We start from the raw sequence: 16,041 nt of genomic DNA on the forward strand, positions 1-16,041 counted from the left end.
TGTCTCCGCAGCGACGGCTGCGGGGGGCAGTGTTGCATTGGGTCACAAGCTTCACCAGCCGTGCATGTTTACGACATGCGCGGGCCTGCGCGCTGGCTACAGAATGCACCATCGTTTCACCCCCAAGCGAAAGGACGAGACACCATGCAACACGCATACCGCCGCACCGGTGCTGCCTTGGTAGCGGCTGCGCTGCTGGCGACTTCATCGCTGGCCATGGCGCAGCCCCATCGCCCGCCGCCCGGCCATGACCGGCGCCCACCGCTACGCCGCGCCGCCGCACCCTATGCCGCCGCAGGCCCGGCCGGGCCACCGGCCGCACAAGCCGCCGCATGCGCAGGGGCCGCATTTTCACGGCCAGCGCGGTGCCGGGCCGCAGCACAACTGGTACCGCGGCGCGCGCATTCCGCCACCGTACCGCGGCGGCCACTACGTCGTGAACGACTGGCGCATGCACCGGCTGGCGCCGCCGCCCCGGGGCTACCACTGGGTGCAGTACGGGCCCGACTACCTGCTCGTGGCCATCGCCACCGGCGTGATCGCGCAAATCATTTTCAGTAACTGACTTCAGCAGGACGCGCCGCCGAGCACGCGCGCAAAGACTGCTGCGTCCACATTGCCGCCGGTGAGGGCTACGCCCACGGCCTGGCCGGCGAGGCGTTCTTTCTCCTGCAGCGCGGCGGCCAGTGCGGCGGCGCCGGCGCCCTCGGCCGCGTTGTGCGTGTCGGTGTAGAGGGCGTGCATGGCGGCGGCCACCTCGGCGTCGCTCACCTGGACCAGGTGGTCGAGGTGCGGCGCCAGGATGTCGAGCGCGGCCTGGTCGGCCACGCGGCAGGCCATGCCATCGGCCAGCTGCGTGGTCACGGCGCTTTCCACCACGCGGCCGGCGGCGATCGAGTCGGCGTAGGTGGTGGCATGGCTGCTGACCACGCCGACGATGCGCACGCCATGCCCCAGTGCCTGTTTGGCGGCAATGGCCGCGCATGCGCCCGAGCCCTGGCCGATGGGCACGTAGGCCACGGCCATGTGCGGCACGGCGCGCAGAAACTCCCACCAGTACGTGGCCACGCCGCGCAGCAGGTCGGTGTGAAAGCTGGGCACCATGTGCGCGCCGCGCTCGGCGGCCAGGTGCATGGCGTGCTCGCGGGCCTCCTGAAAGTCGTTGCCGTGCTCGACCAGCGTGACCCCCAGCGCGCGCATGGCGGCGTTCTTCTCGTGTGAGTTGCCGCGCGGCACGACGATGGTGCAGGCCACGCCGTGGCGGCGCGCGGCCCAGCCCATGCTCTGGCCGTGGTTGCCGCGTGTGGCGCTGATGACTTCGCGCGGCAGCGCGCCGCGCTGCGCCAGCTGGTCGAAGTAGGTCAGGCCGCCACGGATTTTGAACGCGCCCACGGGCGTGTGGTTCTCGTGCTTGAGCCAGCACTCGGTGCCCAGGCGCTCGCCCAGCAGCGCCCAGCGGTATTGCGGCGTGGCGGGGAAGTCCTGGTAGATGAGCTGGGCGGCGGCCTCGATGTCGGCCAGGGTGGGCAAGGAGGAAGCGGGGTTTTTCATGGTCAAATTGGCCTCTGGGGCTTACTGATAAAGCGCTAGCAGCTATTAAATTTGTAGTCCGGTCAGAGCAGCACCGTGCCGTCGATGCACGTCACGCTGCTGCCGCCAACCCAGATGTGGCCGTCTTCCTGCGCCACATGGACGAGCCCGGCGCGCTGCAGCGCCGTACCCTGGCGCGCCACGTAGCGTGCCGGGGCCAGCCCGGCGCCGATGAGCCATTGCGCCAGCGCGGCGTTGAGGCTGCCGGTCACGGGGTCTTCGGTCAGGCCGTTGTTGCCCGGGAAGAAGGCGCGCACCTCGAAGGCGATGCCCTCGGCGCCGAGGGGCGCCACCACGCCCACGTCCAGGCCGGCGAGCAGGGCAGCGTCGGGGCGCAGCGCCAGCACCTGCTGGGTGTCGCGCAGCATCACACCGCGCCACTGCGGGCCGTTGTCGCACCAGGCGTGCGCGGCGATGTCGCTGCGCGCTACGCCCAGGCCCTGGGCGATGCGTTGCACGTCCGTCTCGTCCAGCGGGCCGCTGCGGCACAGCGGCGGTGCGGCAAAGGCCAGCCGGGCGCCCTCGCGGCGCAGCGTGACCAGGCCCACGCCACATTCCTGCACCACCACGCCGTCTTGGTGCGGCTGGCCGCCCGCTTCAAGCCAGGCGTGGCAGGTGCCCAGCGTGGGGTGCCCGGCAAAGGGCAGCTCACGCCCGGGGCAGAGGATGCGCACGCGGTAGTCGGCCCCGGCCGCGCGGCCTTCGGCCGTGGGCGGCAGCACGAAGGTGGCTTCGGACAGATTGGTCCAGTGCGTGAAGTGCTGCATGGCCTCGGTGGTGAGGCCTGTGCCGTCCAGCACCACGGCCAGCGGGTTGCCGCGGTAGGCATCGGCAGTGAAGACATCGACTTGCTTGAAAGGGCGTTGGCGCAGGGGCATGGCGTTTTTCCAGGGTGTGGCAGGCCACGCCCCTGGCGCGGGCCAGGGGCGGGGTGCTGCGGGAGGGGAAGGGGGAGGGGGTTAGGCGCGTGCCAGGCGCGCGCGCACGGTGTCTGCCAGCGCCTTGATGCCGGTGTCGATCTGCGCCGGGCTGGCCGTCACGAATGACAGGCGCAGCGTGCGCGCGTCCGGTGCCTCGGCATAGAAGGCCGCGCCGGGCACGAAGGCCACGTTGCGCTCCACGGCCTCGGGCAGCAGTTCGATGGCGTTCATGCCCTCGGGCAGGCGTGCCCACAGGAACATGCCGCCGTCGGGGCGGCTCCAGGTCACGCCCAGGCTGGCCAGCTCGCGCTCCAGCGCGGCGTGCATGGCATCGCGCTGGCGCTTGTACAGCGCGCGGATGGTGGGGACGTGGCGCTCCAGGAAGCCGTCCTTCAGCACCTCGGCGACCAGGCGCTGGTTGAAGCTGGGGCTGTGCAGGTCGGCTGCCTGCTTGGCCTGCAGCAGCTTGGGGTAGATGGCCTTGGGCGCCACCACGTAGCCCAGGCGCAGGCCGGGGGCCAGCACCTTGGAGAAGCTGCCCAGGTAAATGCAGCCCTCGGGGTTGCGTGCCGTCAGCGGCGCGGGCGGCGGCTGGTCGAACCACAGGTCGCCGTAGGGGTTGTCCTCGACCAGGGGCACGCCCAGTTCGTCCGCCTTGGCCACCAGTGCGGCGCGGCGCGCCTCGCTCATGGTGCGGCCCGTGGGGTTCTGGAAGTTGGGCAGCAGGTACATGAAGCGCGCGCGCCCGCTGTCGTGTCCGGCCGTTGCGGCGAAGTCGTCCACCAGCGGGCCTTCGTCGTCGCTGGCCACGCTCACGATGGTCGGCTCCATGGGCGAGAAGGCCTGCAGCGCGCCCAGGTAGGTGGGTGTCTCGACCAGCACGCGGCTGCCCTCATCGACCAGTACCTTGGCCACCAGGTCCAGGCCTTGCTGCGAGCCCGTGGTGATCAGCACCTGGGCCGGGTCCACGTCCCACGGCAGCCACTGGGCCACGGCCTCGCGCAGCGCGGGAAAGCCCTCGCTCGCGGCGTATTGCAGGGCCGCGGGGCCGTCCTCGGCCAGCACGGTGGCGGCAGCACGCGCGAACGCATCGACCGGGAAGGTCTTGGGCGAGGGCAGGCCGCCGGCCAGGCTGATGATGCCGGGCTTTTCGGTGACCTTGAGGATCTCGCGGATCACCGAGGGGTTCATCTTGGCGGCGCGTGCGGCCAGGGTCCAGTTCGTCATTCAGTATCTCCAGGGGCGCACGCTGGGTGCGCCGAATCGTTCAGAAAATGCCGTTGTGCGGCGGGCTGCCGCCCTGCGGGTGGGGCGGCGGGTGCAATGGTATCGGGCGTGCGCGTGGCTCATGACAGCCGCTTGCCCGCCACCACGGTGGCCACCACCGCCAGGGCGAAGCCGAGCGTCACCACGTCCAGCGGCTCGCCCAGCAGCGGGATGGCGGCCAGGATGGAAAAGAACGGCTGCAGCAGCTGCGTTTGGCTCACGCGCAGCGCACCGCCCAGGGCCAGCCCGCGGTACCAGGCGAAGAAGCCCGCCCACATCGAAAACACCCCCACGTACAGGAATCCGCCCCAGGCCGACGGCGCGATGGGCTGCGTCGGCCACAGCCACAGCGTGGCCGGCAGGGTGGCGGGCAGCGCCAGCAGGCACACCCAGCAGATCACGCGCTCGGCCCCCAGCGCGGGCGTGATGCGCGCGCCGTGGATGTAGCCGACCGAGGCCGCCACCACGGCGCCCACCAGCAGCGCGTCGGCCGGCTCCAGGCCGAAGCCGTGGCCCTGCTGCCCGCCGCGCAGCAGCGAGAACGCCACCACCAGCACGCTGCCTAGCACCGCGCACACCCAAAAGCCCAGGCGCGCGCGCTGGTGCAACACCAGCGCCGCCACGCCCGCCGTCACCAGTGGCAGCAGCGCCGTGACCACGGCCGCATGGCTGGCCGTGACGCTGCGCAGCGCATACGCCAGCAGCAGCGGGTAGCCCAGGGCATTGCCCAGCACGGCCCAGCCCAGGTGCTTGAACTGGTGCGGCTGCGGGCGCGGCGAGCGCGTGGCCAGCAAAAAGACGGCCGACAGCAGCCCCGCCAGCGCCGCACGGCCCAGCGTGACGAACCAGGGCGAGAGCTGGGGCTGCTCGTGCGTGCCCGTGGCCAGCCGCGTGGCGGGCAGGGTGACGGCGAAGATCGCCACCCCCAGCACGCCCAGCCACAGGCCCAGGGTCTGGTCCTGGCGCGAGGGGTGATGGGATGGATGGGCGCTCATGCCGCCACCATCCAGGCCGCCGTGGCCACCAGCACCAGCGCCATGGCGCGGTTGAACCACAGCAGGCGCCGCCCTTGCGCCAGCCACTGGCGCAGGAGCGCGCCCACGGCAGCGTAGGTCAGGTTGCTGGAGAACGCGAAGAACACCATCACCGGCAGCACCACGGCCAGGCGCTGCAGGCTGTCGCCGTGCCCGGCAACCCAGCCGGCGACGATGGTCAGCGCCAGCAGCCAGGCCTTGATGTTGACGAACTGCAGCGCTGCGCCCTGCCAGAAGCCCACGTTCAGGCGCCGTGCGTCGGCCTCGCTCAGGCGGCTGCTGCCGCTGAGCTTCCAGGCCAGCCACAGCAGGTAGCCAATGCCCACGGCCTTGATGCCCCAGCGCAACGCGGGCGCCGCCACCACCACGGCACCCACGCCGCCCGCGCACAGCAGCAGCAGCGCCGTCCAGCCCACCGGCACGGCGCAAACGAAGCGCAGCGCCGGGCGCAGGCCGCGGTTGGCGGCCAGCGCGGTGGACAGCGTGGTGTTGGGGCCGGGCGTGAAGCTCATGGCGGTGGCCAGCGCCAGCAGGGCGGTGAATTCAGCGAGGGGCATGGGATTTTTTGCAATGTGGATACCCAATGTAGGGCTTTCACCATTACAGTGCCAATACAGTTTTCCTGACAAATCAATTCACTGTATTGGCCCATGCGTCACTACAGACCAGGGCTCTTGCCAGCATGTTGAAACGATCCGCCCAGTCGTCGTTGACCGAGCAGCTCGCCGAGCGCTTTGCCGAGCGCATTCGCAACCGCCTGCTACCCGCCGGTGCGCGCCTGCCCTCGGTGCGCGAATGTGCGCGCCAGCAGGGCGTGAGCCCGTACACCGTGGTGGCGGCCTACGACCAGCTGCTGGCGCAAGGGCTGGTGGAGGCGCGGCCGCAGCGTGGCTTCTTCGTGCGTGATGCGGCACAAAAAACGCCTGCAGCGCCCGTGGATAAAGCGCCAGCAGCTCTCAAAAGCATAGTGCGCGAGGCCGAGGGAACGGCGCAGCAGGCGGCCTCGGGCTCGCGCTTCAACGCCACCGCGCTGATCCGGGGCATGTTCCACCAGGGCTCGAACACGCCGCAGCCTGGCTCGGGCGTGCTGCCCATGGACTGGCTGCAAACCAGCTTCCTGCCCGCCGCCGTGCGCAAGGTCATGGCCGAAGGCGCGCTACAAGACAGCCTGCTGGGCTACGGCGACCCGCTGGGCACGCCCGCGCTGCGCGCCGCGCTGTCGCACCGCCTGCAGGACCTGGGCGTGCCCGCCTCGCCCGCGCAGGTGATGACCACGGTGGGCGCCACGCAGGCGCTGGACATCGTGAGCCGCACCCTGCTCAAGGCGGGCGACCCGGTGATGGTGGAGGAGCCGGGCTGGTCGGTCGAGTTCGCCCGGCTCGACGCGCTGGGCATGCGCGTGCTGCCCGTGCCGCGCCGCGCCGAGGGCCCCGACCTGGAGGTCATGGCGCGCTACTGCGAGCTGCACGCGCCCAAGCTGTTCGTCAGCGTGAGCGTGCTGCACAACCCCACCGGCTACAGCCTCGCGCCCTGGCGCGCGCACCAGGTGCTGCAGCTGGCGCAGCGCCACGGCTTTTATGTGGTGGAAGACGACACCTACAGCCACATCGCCCCCGGGCACGCCACGCGCCTGACTGTGCTCGACGGCCTGTCGCGCAGCATCTACGTGGGCGGTTTTGCCAAGATCCTGGCGCCGGCCTGGCGCGTGGGCTACCTGGCCGCGCCCGCGGCGCTGATGGAGCGCCTGCTCGACACCAAGCTGCTGTCCACGCTCACCACGCCCTCGCTGCTGGAAAAGGCGCTGGCCCTGTGCATCGAGCAGGGCCAGCTGCGCCGCCATGGCGAGCGCATGCGCCAGCGCCTGGCCCAGGCGCGCGCGCGCAGCGTGCAACTGGCGCTGGAGGCCGGCTGCACCTTCGCCGCCGAGCCGGGCGGCATGTTCGGCTGGGTCGAAACCGGGGTGGACACCGACGTGCTGGCCCAGCGCATGCTGGACGAGGGCTACCTGCTCGCGCCCGGCGCGCTGTTCCACGCCAGCCGCCAGCCCAGCACGCTGATGCGCATCAACTTCTCCACCACGCAGGACGCGCAGTTCTGGCGCGTATTCCAGCGCGTGCGCGCGCAAACGCTGGAAAAGGTGCAAAAAAAATAGCTGCTGGCGCTTGGCAGGTAAGGGCTTTGGCCCATTTTTGCCTGATTAGCCACTTACCTCAGATGTCCGCAGCAGCTTCAAAGGCAGTGCAGGAGTAGTCACCAAGGCCCTCAACAGTCTGGGCAGCATGGCAGGCATATCAAAGCGGCGGTTGAACCGCCAGCAGAACTCAGCCAAGTAGCGCTGTGCGTACTTGGTGTGATCAAACGAGTGATAGGTCCCCGCCATGCTGGTCTTGAGGTTGCCCAGCAAGGTGTTGACCCAACGCAGCTGGGGTGTCTGCGCCCCCTTGCGCCCACCGCCAGTCACGTAACGCTCGTGCGTGGCCTGGGCATGCTGCACCTGGGCAAAGGCACGCGTGCCATCGCTGACCACGTGGCAGCCCGCACTCAGGTGGCGACTGGCCCAGTGCCGCATGTGCTCGTTGGTGAAGTCCGCCACAGGCGTCAGGCGCATATACAGGGGCCGGCCATCGTCGCTGGTCTGCACCGCAGCGACGAAGGCCGTCTTGTTGGCCGCGCGGCGCCCGCCGTTGATATGGCCCGCACGCTCACCGCCGAGGTAGGCATCGTCGATCTCCACACGCCCTTGCAGACGGTAGCGCTCATCGCGCTGCGCCATGGTCTGCATCAGCTTGTGCTTCATGAGCCATGCCGTTTTGTAGGACACGCCCAATTGGCGCTTGAGCGCCAGGGCGCTGATGGCGTTCTTGTTTTGTGTCAGCAGGTACATGGCCAGGAACCACAGCCTCAGGGGCAGGTGGGTGTGCTCCATCACGGTGCCCACGATGGATGAGCTTTGGTAGCCACAAAGGAAGCACTCCCACAGCAGTCGGCCCGTGCCATTGCGAGTGTGGAAAAAGCGCTTGCAGCCGCAGTGCGCGCACTGCCAGCCATGGGGCCAACGGGCAGCGACAAGAGCGCGCTCGCACTGCTGCTCGCTGCCGTACAGGGCTTGAAACTGGGGCAGTGACAGGCCGCGTTGGAACTGGATGGCATTGATGGACATTGCTGCTCCTTGGCCGATGGCTCGGCATGTGTGTTGGAGCCAGTTATCCCGTGTTCGTTCGGCGCAGTCTGAGGTATGTCGCTAATCAGGCATTTTTGCTTCAGTCTTTGTGCGCGCCGGGCCGTTCCACCTGCAGGTCACACAGCACGCGCAGCAGCGCGCGGTTGACGCTCTCCTGGTCCATCTCGTGCGTTTCGCACAGGGTGCGCACGACCTTGGCGTCGTCGCGTTCGAGGGCGCTGGCCATTTGCAGCGCGGGCGCGTAAGGGCCGGTTTGCAGCACGATGGCGTCCGCAATGCGGTCCGACAGCGGCAGGCGCCGCAGGATGGTGCCCATGGGCTCGCTCAGCAGTTCGTCGAGCTGCGAGAACAGGCCCGTGAGGTAGACCTCGCGGCGCAGGTTGTGTTCGATGCCGGCTTCCACCAGGCGTTCGGTGAGCCGGGCGCGCAGCACCATGGCTTCGCGGATGGGCTGCAGGTTCGGGTCCTGGTTGGCGTGGGGCAGTTGGTTGGCCAGCCAGCGCTGCAGCGTGCCGTAGCCCATCATGACGAGGCCGCGGCGCAGCGAGTCGACGCCCGTGCGCAGGCCCAGCGCCGCTGAGTTGGTGTAGACCATGAAGCGGTAGGCCAGCAGCGGCTCCTCGCCCAGGATGTGCTCGAAGGCTTCGAGCGATTGCTCGGCGTCGATGGCCTTCATCAGGCGCAGCACGCTCTCGCGCGCGGGCTGCAGGGGCTGGTGGCGCAGGCCGTAAAGCACGTCTTCGGTGGGCCAGCCAGCCACGGCCACGGCGCGGTGCCGGTCCAGGCACAGCGAGGCCAGGGCCAGGTTGGGCAGGTTCTCGTACATCTGCCCGTCGATCAGCGGGCTGGGGCGCGGCGGGGGGGGCGGGCGCTGCACGCCGCTGCCTGGGGCGCGCGCGGCCACCGATTGCAGCGCGGTCACCGCATCTTGGGGAGACAGGCTCAGCAGGCTGTTGTCGAAGCAGCTGGCGATGTCGGCGGGCGGCAGCTGCGCCAGCTCGCCACGCCACACGAGCTTGAGGCCGCGCTGGTGGCCGGTCTGCACGGCCGCGAACAGTGTGGAGTCGGCGAGCCAGTCGCCGCGCACCTCGATCCACGGGCTGCCGCGGGGCGCCTGCTGCAGCAGCTGCAGCAGCAGCTGGCGCGACTGGGGCGAGAGCAGCAGCGGGGGAGAGCTGGCCGACCACAGCTCCTGCAGCGTGCGCAGCAGGTGCGGCGCATCCACGGTGATGGCAGGGTCGTCCTGGATATAAAGCTGCACGCCAGCGAGGCGGCGGCTGGCGTTCCACAACGAGCGGTAGCCAAGCGTGAGGCTGCCGAGGACGGATTGCACCATGGAGGGGTTGCGCGGGGCGCTTTAGCTGATGTAGTTGAACAGGCTCAGCTTCTGTACCTGGGCGTAGGACTGGAGGGCGGCCTGGTATCCGACCTGGGCGTTCTGGAATTCGGATATGCCTTTGATCATATCCAGATCCTCGGCGCGCGAGCGGTCGGCTTCGAGCTGGATTGAGCGATTTTCCTGGTCGCCGGTGATGCGGTCGGCGCGGTTGAGCAGCTCGCCTGCGTAGCCGCGCATGTTGTGCAGGCGCTCCAGGCCCTTGTCGATGTTGGCCAGCGCCTGGCCCACGGCCTGGCTGGCGGCGTTGTTGTTGGCGGCGCCACCGATGTCGCGGATGGCCGTGTCGATGACGCTGGCGATGCTGGGGCTGGCGGTGAGCGTCACGGTGTCGCCCGGGGCGGGCGAGGGCACCAGGTTGCCGCTGGGGTCCTTGGTGGGCGTGGCGCTGATGTTGAACTTGAGCGTGGCGCCGCCGGGGTCGGCGATGCTGACGGGGATGGAGGTGAGCTGGTCGGCCTTCAGCCCGGTCACGGTCTGCGGGCCGGGCGAGGTGTAGCCGGGGTTGTTGCTGCTGATGTCGTAGGTGGCGTCGTAGGTGCCGTCGGGGTTCATCGTCATGCCGGTGAAGGTGACGGAGTAGGTGTACGGGTTGGCCGGCGGCGCGGGCTGCTGCAGCAGATGCGCGTTGGTGACCTGCACGGCGTCGGTGCCGAAGCGGCGTCCGTCCTGCGGGTAGGCCGGGTTGGCGTTGGAGATGCTGGCGTTGTACACGCCGTCGCGCTGCGGGTCGAACATGAAGGCCGAGTGGCCGTCGAGCGTGAGCGGCACGGTCACGCCGCTGCTGGCGTTCTGGCCGGGCAGGCCGTCGAACTGGTAGTCGGGGTTGCCCGTGAGCGGCCCGAGGAAGGGCGTGAGTGCGCTGCCGAGCGCGCCGAGCAGCGGAATGCCGTTGGTGTCCTTGCGGTTGACCACCTCGGTGAGCTGCTCGCGCAGGCTCTGCAACTGGTTGGCGTAGGTCTTGCGGTCCTCGGGCTTGAGCGTGCCGCCGCCCGCGGCCACCATGATCTCGCGCATGTTCTGCACCAGCTTCACGGCGTCGCCCAGCGTCGACTCGGCCTGGGCCACGGCGTTGCGCTGCACTTCGAGCGCGCGCTGCTCGGTCTGGATGCGGTTGATGCGCGTGAGCGCGCGCTCGGCCTGCGCGGCGGCCACGGGGTCGTCGCTGGGGCGCACCACGCGCTTGCCGGAGGTGAGGTTTTCCTGCAGGCCCGACAGGATGTTCTGGCGTACGTTCAGGTTCTGGCGCGCGTTGTCGTACGTGTTGGCCGTGCCCATGCGGTAGATGGTGAGGCTGTTGCTCATGGTGGTCTCCTGGGGGCGGATCAGCGGCTGACGGTCTGCAGCAGGCTGTCGAAGATGCTCTGGGCAATTTGCAGCATTTTGGCCGAAGCCTGGTAGGCCTGCTGGTACTGGATCAGCTTGGCGGCTTCCTCGTCGAGGTTGACGCCGGATACCGCCACGCGCTGGCTTTCCAGGCTGTCGGCGATGCTGGTGGACATGTTGGCCGCGTACTGCGCGCTCTGCGTGCGCGTGCCGACCTGCGACATGGCGCTGGCCCAGCCGTCCTGCAGGGTGGCGTTGTCGAACATCTGCGCGTCCCGCAGGTTCATCAGCGCGCCGGCGTTGCCGGCATTGCGCTTGTAGGCGTCGCCGTACTGCGGATCCAGCGCGTTGCCGATGCGCACCGTGTCGCCGGCCTTGGGCGTGCCCTGCAGCGTGATCTGCCAGCCGTCGACGTTGATCGCCTGGCCCGAGGTGTAGCTGTAGACCGGCGGCGGCCCGGGGTTCGTGGGGGTCAGCGGCGTCGGCGGGGTGGTGGAAATATCCATGGGCGTGCCCGCCGCGCCAGCGATGCTGAAGCCGCCCGTGCCGTTGAAGCTGAGCGTCACGTTCGTGCCGAAGGCCGGTAGCGTCAGCGCCGGAATACCCGTCGCCTTGAGCCCGCTCAACTGCAGCGAACCTGCGTTGGACGTGCCCATGGCGGCGTTGATCTGGTTGGCCGCGGCTAGCTCGCTGGGGGCGTTGACCAGCCCCTGGATGTTGGCCGCGGTGTTGGCGAACGGCTTGAACAGGATGCGCTCACCCGCGTTGCCGGCGGTGGTGACGTTGAAAGTGAGGCCGTCGATCTGCTGGCTGGCCAGGTTGGTCAGGTCGGTGAAGGCGGTGGCCTTGCCGTCCGACAGGCGCACCACCTGGCCCGCGGGCGGGGTGGTGAAGCGCACTTCGTAGTCCGAGGCGGCGAACTGGGTCGGGTTGCTGAAGGCCACGCTGCCCACGCCCACGCCGCTGCTGTAGCCGGGTGCGCTGGTGGGCACGGAGAACAGGTCCTTGCCAAGCTGGCCGTCGAGCGTGAGGCCGAGCTTGTTCTGCGCATTCATGCTCATGCCGATGGCCTGCGCCATGCGCCCGAGCAGGTTACGGCCCTCGGCCAGGTCGTTGTTGGCGAAGCGCAGCAGGCCTGTCACCTCGCCGCCGCCGAGCATGCTCTCGTTCAGCTCCAGCGGCGAGGCGCCGGGGCGGTTGAAGTACACGGCGATCTTGCCGCTGCCGGGGAACTCGCTGGCCTCGCTCACCGACATCGGCGTGGCTGTGTTGCCCAGCACCAGTGGCTGGCTGCCGGCGATGAACAGGCCCACGGAGCCGTCGTCGGCGGGAATCTGCGTGGTCTGGATGTACTGGTTGAGCTCGCGGATGAGCTGGTCGCGCTTGTCCAGCAGGTCGTTGGGCACCTGGCCGTTGCCGGTGGCCGAGGCGATCTGCTCGTTCACATCGGCGATGTTCTTGGCCAGGCTGTTGATCTTGGTGACGTTGTTCTTGAGCTGCTCGTTGACTGTGTTTTCGATGTCGTAGAGACGATCCGCTGCCGAACGAAAGCGTGCTGCGGTCTCGCTCATGCGCGTGAGCGTCACGGTGCGCGCAGTCATGTCGGTGGGGGAGTTGAGAACGTCCGACAGCGAACCCAGCATGTCGGAAATGGCTGTGCCCAAGCCGTCCTTGCCGCCCGAAAAGACGTCCTGCATCTGCTCCAGGCGCTGCACGCGCACCACGTCGGACGACTGCGCAGAGCCTGCCATGGCCGCTTGGCGCGTCAGCAGTTCGTTGTGGTTGCGCAGGATGGTTTGCACGTCCACACCCTGGCCCACATAGCCGTTGCCGGTGAACTGGCCCTGCACAGTGACCATCTGCGCCGACTGGCGCGAGTAGCCGGCGGTACTGACGTTGGCAATGTTGTGGCCGGTGGTCTGCAGGGCTACCTGGTTGGCCATCAGGGCGCGGGCGCCGACGTTCAAGAGGCTCATGGTTCAGATCCTTGCCGTTTCAGGCTTGTGCGCGGCCGACCCGCAGGGTGCTTTGGATGGCGCGGCTGAGCTTGCTGGCGTACTCGGGGTCGGTGGCGTAGCCGGCCTTTTGCAGCTCTGTGGCATAGGCCACGGCGGAGCCGACCTTCTCGCGTGCCTTCTCGTAGCGCGGGTTATCGTTGATGAGGCGGGCGTAGTCGCGGAACGAGTCCTCGTAGGAGTCGTAGGCGCGGAACTTGGCTGTGACCTTGCGCGCCACGCCGTTGATGTATTCGGTGGTGGTGACCTCGGCCACCTTGCCGGTCCAGTTCTTGCCTGCCTTGATGCCGAACAGGTTGTAGGCAGCGCTGCCGTCCTTGTGGCGGATCTCGCCCTTGCCCCAGCCAGTCTCATGGCCCGCCTGGCCAAGCATGAAGCTGGCGGGGATGCCGCTGTCCTGCGCCACGCGCTCGGCCGTGGCACGGTGGTGTTGCACGAAGGCGTCCAGCCCCTTGGGCGAGGGCGTGGTGCTGTTCTTCGTGCTGGCGGTGAGGCGTAGCGCGCTGGTGTCCAGGCTCAGGGTGGAGGGGATCGACAGCTCGGCCTCGGTGCCACCCATCTGGCGTGTGAGCTGGCGCTGGATGGCTTCGGTCAGGCCGCCGGGCAGGCCCGACATCTGTACCGACAACTGCTGGTCGTACATGTCGTTGGCAAGGTTGCCCTCGGCGCCATCGAGCAGGCCGGACTTCATCGTCGCCTCGCGCATGCTCTTGATCATTTCGCGCATGAACAGCGACTCGAACTGCTTGGCGGCCTCGCGCGCAGCCTCGGGGCTGTTCTGGCCCGCCTGCACCTTGAGCGCGTTGAGCGCACGTCCGTCGGCGGCCAGGGCCTGGTTGGCCATGGTGTTGCCGGCAGGCAGGGTGCTGGTGTAGGCCATGGCTAGATCACCTCCAGCTCGGCGTTGAGCGCACCGGCGGCCTTGATGGCCTGCAGAATGGCCAGCAAGTCCTGCGGTGTGGCGCCCAGGGTGTTGATGGCGCGCACTACGTCGGCCAATTGCGGCGAGGGCGGCAGCGTCATCATGATGCCGGGCTCCTGCTTGATCTGGATGTCGCTCTTCTGCGCCACCACGGTCTGGCCCTGCGACAGCGGGTTGGGCTGGCTGATGACCGGCGTGCTGCTGATGGTGATGGCCAGGTTGCCGTGCGCGATGGCGCAGGGGCCCAGCGTCACGGCCTGGTTGAGCACGATGGAGCCTGTGCGCGCGTTGATGACCACCTTGGCGGCGGGCGTGGCGTCGGCCACCTGCAGCTCCTCCAGCTCGGCAATGAAGTTGACGCGCGCGCCCGGCTCCAGCGGGGCGTTGACCTGGACGGTGCGCCCGTCCAGCGCCGTGGCGGTGCCCGCGCCCGCGCGGTTGTTGATGGCCTGGGCCACCTTGCGCGCGGTCTGGAAGTCCGAGGCATTCAGGCCCAGCGTGATGGTGTTGCCCTCGTGCAGCGGCGTGGGCACGGCGCGCTCCACCTGCGCGCCCTCGGGCACGCGGCCCGCGCTCAGGTGGTTGATCTGCACCTTGCTGCCGCCAGCCGATGCACCGGCGCCGCCGACCACCACATTGCCCTGGGCCAGGGCGTAAATCTCGCCGTCGGCGCCGCGCAGGGGCGTGGCAATCAGCGTGCCACCACGCAGCGACTTGGCGTTGCCGATGGAGGAGACGTTGATGTCGATGAACTGCCCCGGCTGGGCGAATGCGGGCAACTGCGCCGTGACGATCACCGTGGCCACGTTCTTCAGCTGCGGCGCCGTGGTGCCCGGCGGCAGGGTGATACCCATCTGCTGCAGGTAGTTCTGCACCGCCTGGGTGGTGATGGGCATTTGCGTGGTCTGGTCGCCCGTGCCGTCCAGGCCCACCACCAGGCCGTAGCCGGTCAACTGGTTGCTGCGCACGCCTTGCACGGCCGCCACTTCCTTGATGCGCAGGGCGTGCGCGGGAATGCTCCAGGCACCGGCCAGCAGCACCAGCAGCAGCCAGGGGGCGAGACGTGGGAAGGGCAAGGCTCTCATGGCGTTTGATTGTGGTCAGGCAGCGCTTTGGCAAAGCGGCGAAAAGAGGGGGCGAGGGGGCGCTTATCGGCGGGATCGGGCGCGCGGCGGGCTTCACTCCGGGCCCCAGGCATGTCGGTGTGGTTTTCAAGCCTTTTTGGCCTCCAGCGCGCACCAGGCAAGCGCTATCAGCTATCATTTTTTCAACCATGCCGCCGCCGAACACTCCCCCGGAATTGCCCGACGAAGCCCTGCGCTACCTGGAGCACGTGCGCGTTGAAAAGCGCCTGGCCGCGCGCACGCTGGCGCTGTACACGCAGGACCTGCTGCGCCTGCACCAGTACGCGCAGGCGGTGGGCCTGCCGCTGCTGCTGCTCACCAGCGGGCACCTGCGCCGCTTCGTCGCGCAGATGCACGGCGGCGGGCGCAGCGCGCGGGGTATCGTGCTCATCCTCTCGGGCTGGCGCGGCTTTTACCGCTGGGCGGCGCGCCAAGGGCTGACAGCGCACAACCCCGCGCAGGGCCTGCGCGCCCCCAAGGCGCCCAAGCCCTTGCCCAAGGCCCTGGCCGTGGACGACGCCGTACGCCTGGCGGACTTCGCGCAGCCCGGCGACGACCCCTGGGTCGAGGCGCGCGACGCCGCCATGGTGGAGCTGCTGTACGGCTGCGGCCTGCGCGTGGGCGAGCTGGTGGGCCTGGATGTGGCCGCCAGCCCCGCCGCGCACCAGCAGGGGCGCGGCTGGATCGACCTCGACGCGGCCGAGGCCCATGTCTTCGGCAAGGGCAGCAAGCGCCGCAGCCTGCCCGTGGGCCGCGCTGCGTTGGCGGCGCTGCGTGCCTGGCTGGCGCTGCGCGAACAGCCCTTCGGCGCGCGGCTGGCCGACGGCGCGCTGTTCGTGGGGCGGCGCGGCGCGCGCCTGTCAGCCGCGTCGGTGTGGGCGCGCCTGCGCCAGCGCGGCCAGCAGGCGGGGCTGAGCACGCCCGTGCACCCGCACATGCTGCGCCACTCGTTTGCCAGCCACCTGCTGCAGTCCAGTGGCGATCTGCGCGCCGTGCAGGAGCTGCTGGGCCACGCCAGCATCACCACCACGCAGGCCTATACGCGGCTCGACTTTCAGCACCTGGCCCGCGTGTACGACCAGGCGCACCCCCGCGCAAAAAAGAAGCCCTCACCCCTCTGAGTAACCGTCTTCAAAGTCAAGCACGATGAAGCGACGGGTCCCAAGGTTTGCCGGTTCTGACCATTGCGTTGAGCGTGGTCAGCAGCTTGCGCATGCATGCCACCAAGGCGACCTTGGGCAGTTTGCCCGCAGCCCTCAAACGCTCG

At 69.1% G+C, this 16,041-nt stretch carries 14 protein-coding genes and 1 pseudogene; 3 read left to right on the plus strand and 12 right to left on the minus strand.

Going from position 1 to position 16,041, the window contains the following annotated elements; translation table 11 throughout:
- The first annotated feature begins 247 nt into the window (after positions 1–247).
- Positions 248–565, plus strand: a complete 318-nt coding sequence (locus tag BN2503_RS13445) for an RcnB family protein (protein ID WP_411914288.1) — start codon at positions 248–250, stop codon at positions 563–565.
- A gap of 2 nt (positions 566–567) precedes the next feature.
- Here the strand turns inward: BN2503_RS13445 and BN2503_RS13450 are convergent, their stop codons facing one another.
- From BN2503_RS13450 to BN2503_RS13470, 5 genes are all read right to left on the minus strand, one after another.
- Entirely contained in the window at positions 568–1,551 is a 984-nt protein-coding gene (locus tag BN2503_RS13450; RefSeq protein WP_054257176.1) for a threonine dehydratase, read from the minus strand.
- A gap of 62 nt (positions 1,552–1,613) precedes the next feature.
- Positions 1,614–2,462 (minus strand): PhzF family phenazine biosynthesis protein, encoded by an 849-nt coding sequence (locus tag BN2503_RS13455; RefSeq protein ID WP_054257190.1) that lies wholly within the window; start codon positions 2,460–2,462, stop codon positions 1,614–1,616.
- Between the two features lie 87 nt (positions 2,463–2,549).
- Positions 2,550–3,737 carry an aminotransferase-like domain-containing protein gene (locus tag BN2503_RS13460; protein ID WP_054257177.1) on the minus strand — a complete coding sequence of 396 codons (1,188 nt, stop codon included), beginning with the start codon at positions 3,735–3,737 and terminating at the stop codon, positions 2,550–2,552.
- A gap of 119 nt (positions 3,738–3,856) precedes the next feature.
- Positions 3,857–4,771, minus strand: coding sequence for a DMT family transporter (locus BN2503_RS13465; RefSeq protein ID WP_054257178.1), 915 nt, complete (start codon positions 4,769–4,771; stop codon positions 3,857–3,859).
- Positions 4,768–5,367 (minus strand): LysE family translocator, encoded by a 600-nt coding sequence (locus tag BN2503_RS13470; protein ID WP_054257179.1) that lies wholly within the window; start codon positions 5,365–5,367, stop codon positions 4,768–4,770. The genes BN2503_RS13465 and BN2503_RS13470 overlap by 4 nt, the downstream gene beginning before the upstream one ends.
- 125 nt (positions 5,368–5,492) lie before the next feature.
- Here BN2503_RS13470 and BN2503_RS13475 point away from each other — a divergent pair, with 125 nt between their 5' ends.
- A complete protein-coding gene (locus BN2503_RS13475) occupies positions 5,493–6,962 on the plus strand; it encodes an aminotransferase-like domain-containing protein (RefSeq protein ID WP_054257180.1) in 1,470 nt (489 codons plus the stop codon).
- A gap of 45 nt (positions 6,963–7,007) precedes the next feature.
- On the opposite strand, the gene BN2503_RS13480 is transcribed toward BN2503_RS13475, so the two are convergent.
- The 6 genes from BN2503_RS13480 to BN2503_RS13505 all read right to left on the minus strand — a co-directional run bounded on the left by BN2503_RS13480 (position 7,008) and on the right by BN2503_RS13505 (position 14,735).
- A complete protein-coding gene (locus BN2503_RS13480; RefSeq protein WP_054257181.1) occupies positions 7,008–7,970 on the minus strand; it encodes an IS1595 family transposase in 963 nt (320 codons plus the stop codon).
- Between the two features lie 100 nt (positions 7,971–8,070).
- Entirely contained in the window at positions 8,071–9,327 is a 1,257-nt protein-coding gene (locus tag BN2503_RS13485; protein ID WP_054257182.1) for a YuxH family protein, read from the minus strand.
- A gap of 21 nt (positions 9,328–9,348) precedes the next feature.
- A complete protein-coding gene (flgL, locus tag BN2503_RS13490; RefSeq protein ID WP_054257183.1) occupies positions 9,349–10,692 on the minus strand; it encodes a flagellar hook-associated protein FlgL in 1,344 nt (447 codons plus the stop codon).
- A gap of 20 nt (positions 10,693–10,712) precedes the next feature.
- A complete protein-coding gene (gene flgK / locus BN2503_RS13495; protein ID WP_054257184.1) occupies positions 10,713–12,689 on the minus strand; it encodes a flagellar hook-associated protein FlgK in 1,977 nt (658 codons plus the stop codon).
- Between the two features lie 19 nt (positions 12,690–12,708).
- Entirely contained in the window at positions 12,709–13,608 is a 900-nt protein-coding gene (gene flgJ / locus BN2503_RS13500) for a flagellar assembly peptidoglycan hydrolase FlgJ (RefSeq protein WP_054257185.1), read from the minus strand.
- A gap of 2 nt (positions 13,609–13,610) precedes the next feature.
- Positions 13,611–14,735, minus strand: a complete 1,125-nt coding sequence (locus BN2503_RS13505; RefSeq protein ID WP_054257186.1) for a flagellar basal body P-ring protein FlgI — start codon at positions 14,733–14,735, stop codon at positions 13,611–13,613.
- Between the two features lie 188 nt (positions 14,736–14,923).
- Between BN2503_RS13505 and BN2503_RS13510 the strand changes: the two genes are divergently transcribed.
- On the plus strand, positions 14,924–15,895 hold the full coding sequence (locus BN2503_RS13510) for a tyrosine-type recombinase/integrase (protein WP_054257187.1): 972 nt from the start codon (positions 14,924–14,926) through the stop codon (positions 15,893–15,895).
- Positions 15,896–15,911: 16 nt separating this feature from the next.
- Here the strand turns inward: BN2503_RS13510 and BN2503_RS20100 are convergent.
- Positions 15,912–16,041, minus strand: a pseudogene (locus tag BN2503_RS20100) (IS110 family transposase); the annotation flags it as partial.

This window comes from Paenacidovorax caeni (assembly GCF_001298675.1).
GTDB classification, from domain to species: domain Bacteria; phylum Pseudomonadota; class Gammaproteobacteria; order Burkholderiales; family Burkholderiaceae_C; genus Paenacidovorax; species Paenacidovorax caeni.

Coding starts and splice junctions, on each gene's coding strand:
- BN2503_RS13445 (WP_411914288.1), top strand. CDS start 248: ATGACCGGCGCCCACCGCTACGCCGCGCCGCCGCACCCTATGCCGCCG.
- BN2503_RS13450 (WP_054257176.1), bottom strand. CDS start 1,551: ATGAAAAACCCCGCTTCCTCCTTGCCCACCCTGGCCGACATCGAGGCC.
- BN2503_RS13460 (WP_054257177.1), bottom strand. CDS start 3,737: ATGACGAACTGGACCCTGGCCGCACGCGCCGCCAAGATGAACCCCTCG.
- BN2503_RS13465 (WP_054257178.1), bottom strand. CDS start 4,771: ATGAGCGCCCATCCATCCCATCACCCCTCGCGCCAGGACCAGACCCTG.
- BN2503_RS13470 (WP_054257179.1), bottom strand. CDS start 5,367: ATGCCCCTCGCTGAATTCACCGCCCTGCTGGCGCTGGCCACCGCCATG.
- BN2503_RS13475 (WP_054257180.1), top strand. CDS start 5,493: ATGTTGAAACGATCCGCCCAGTCGTCGTTGACCGAGCAGCTCGCCGAG.
- BN2503_RS13480 (WP_054257181.1), bottom strand. CDS start 7,970: ATGTCCATCAATGCCATCCAGTTCCAACGCGGCCTGTCACTGCCCCAG.
- BN2503_RS13485 (WP_054257182.1), bottom strand. CDS start 9,327: ATGGTGCAATCCGTCCTCGGCAGCCTCACGCTTGGCTACCGCTCGTTG.
- flgL (WP_054257183.1), bottom strand. CDS start 10,692: ATGAGCAACAGCCTCACCATCTACCGCATGGGCACGGCCAACACGTAC.
- flgK (WP_054257184.1), bottom strand. CDS start 12,689: ATGAGCCTCTTGAACGTCGGCGCCCGCGCCCTGATGGCCAACCAGGTA.
- flgJ (WP_054257185.1), bottom strand. CDS start 13,608: ATGGCCTACACCAGCACCCTGCCTGCCGGCAACACCATGGCCAACCAG.
- BN2503_RS13505 (WP_054257186.1), bottom strand. CDS start 14,735: ATGAGAGCCTTGCCCTTCCCACGTCTCGCCCCCTGGCTGCTGCTGGTG.
- BN2503_RS13510 (WP_054257187.1), top strand. CDS start 14,924: ATGCCGCCGCCGAACACTCCCCCGGAATTGCCCGACGAAGCCCTGCGC.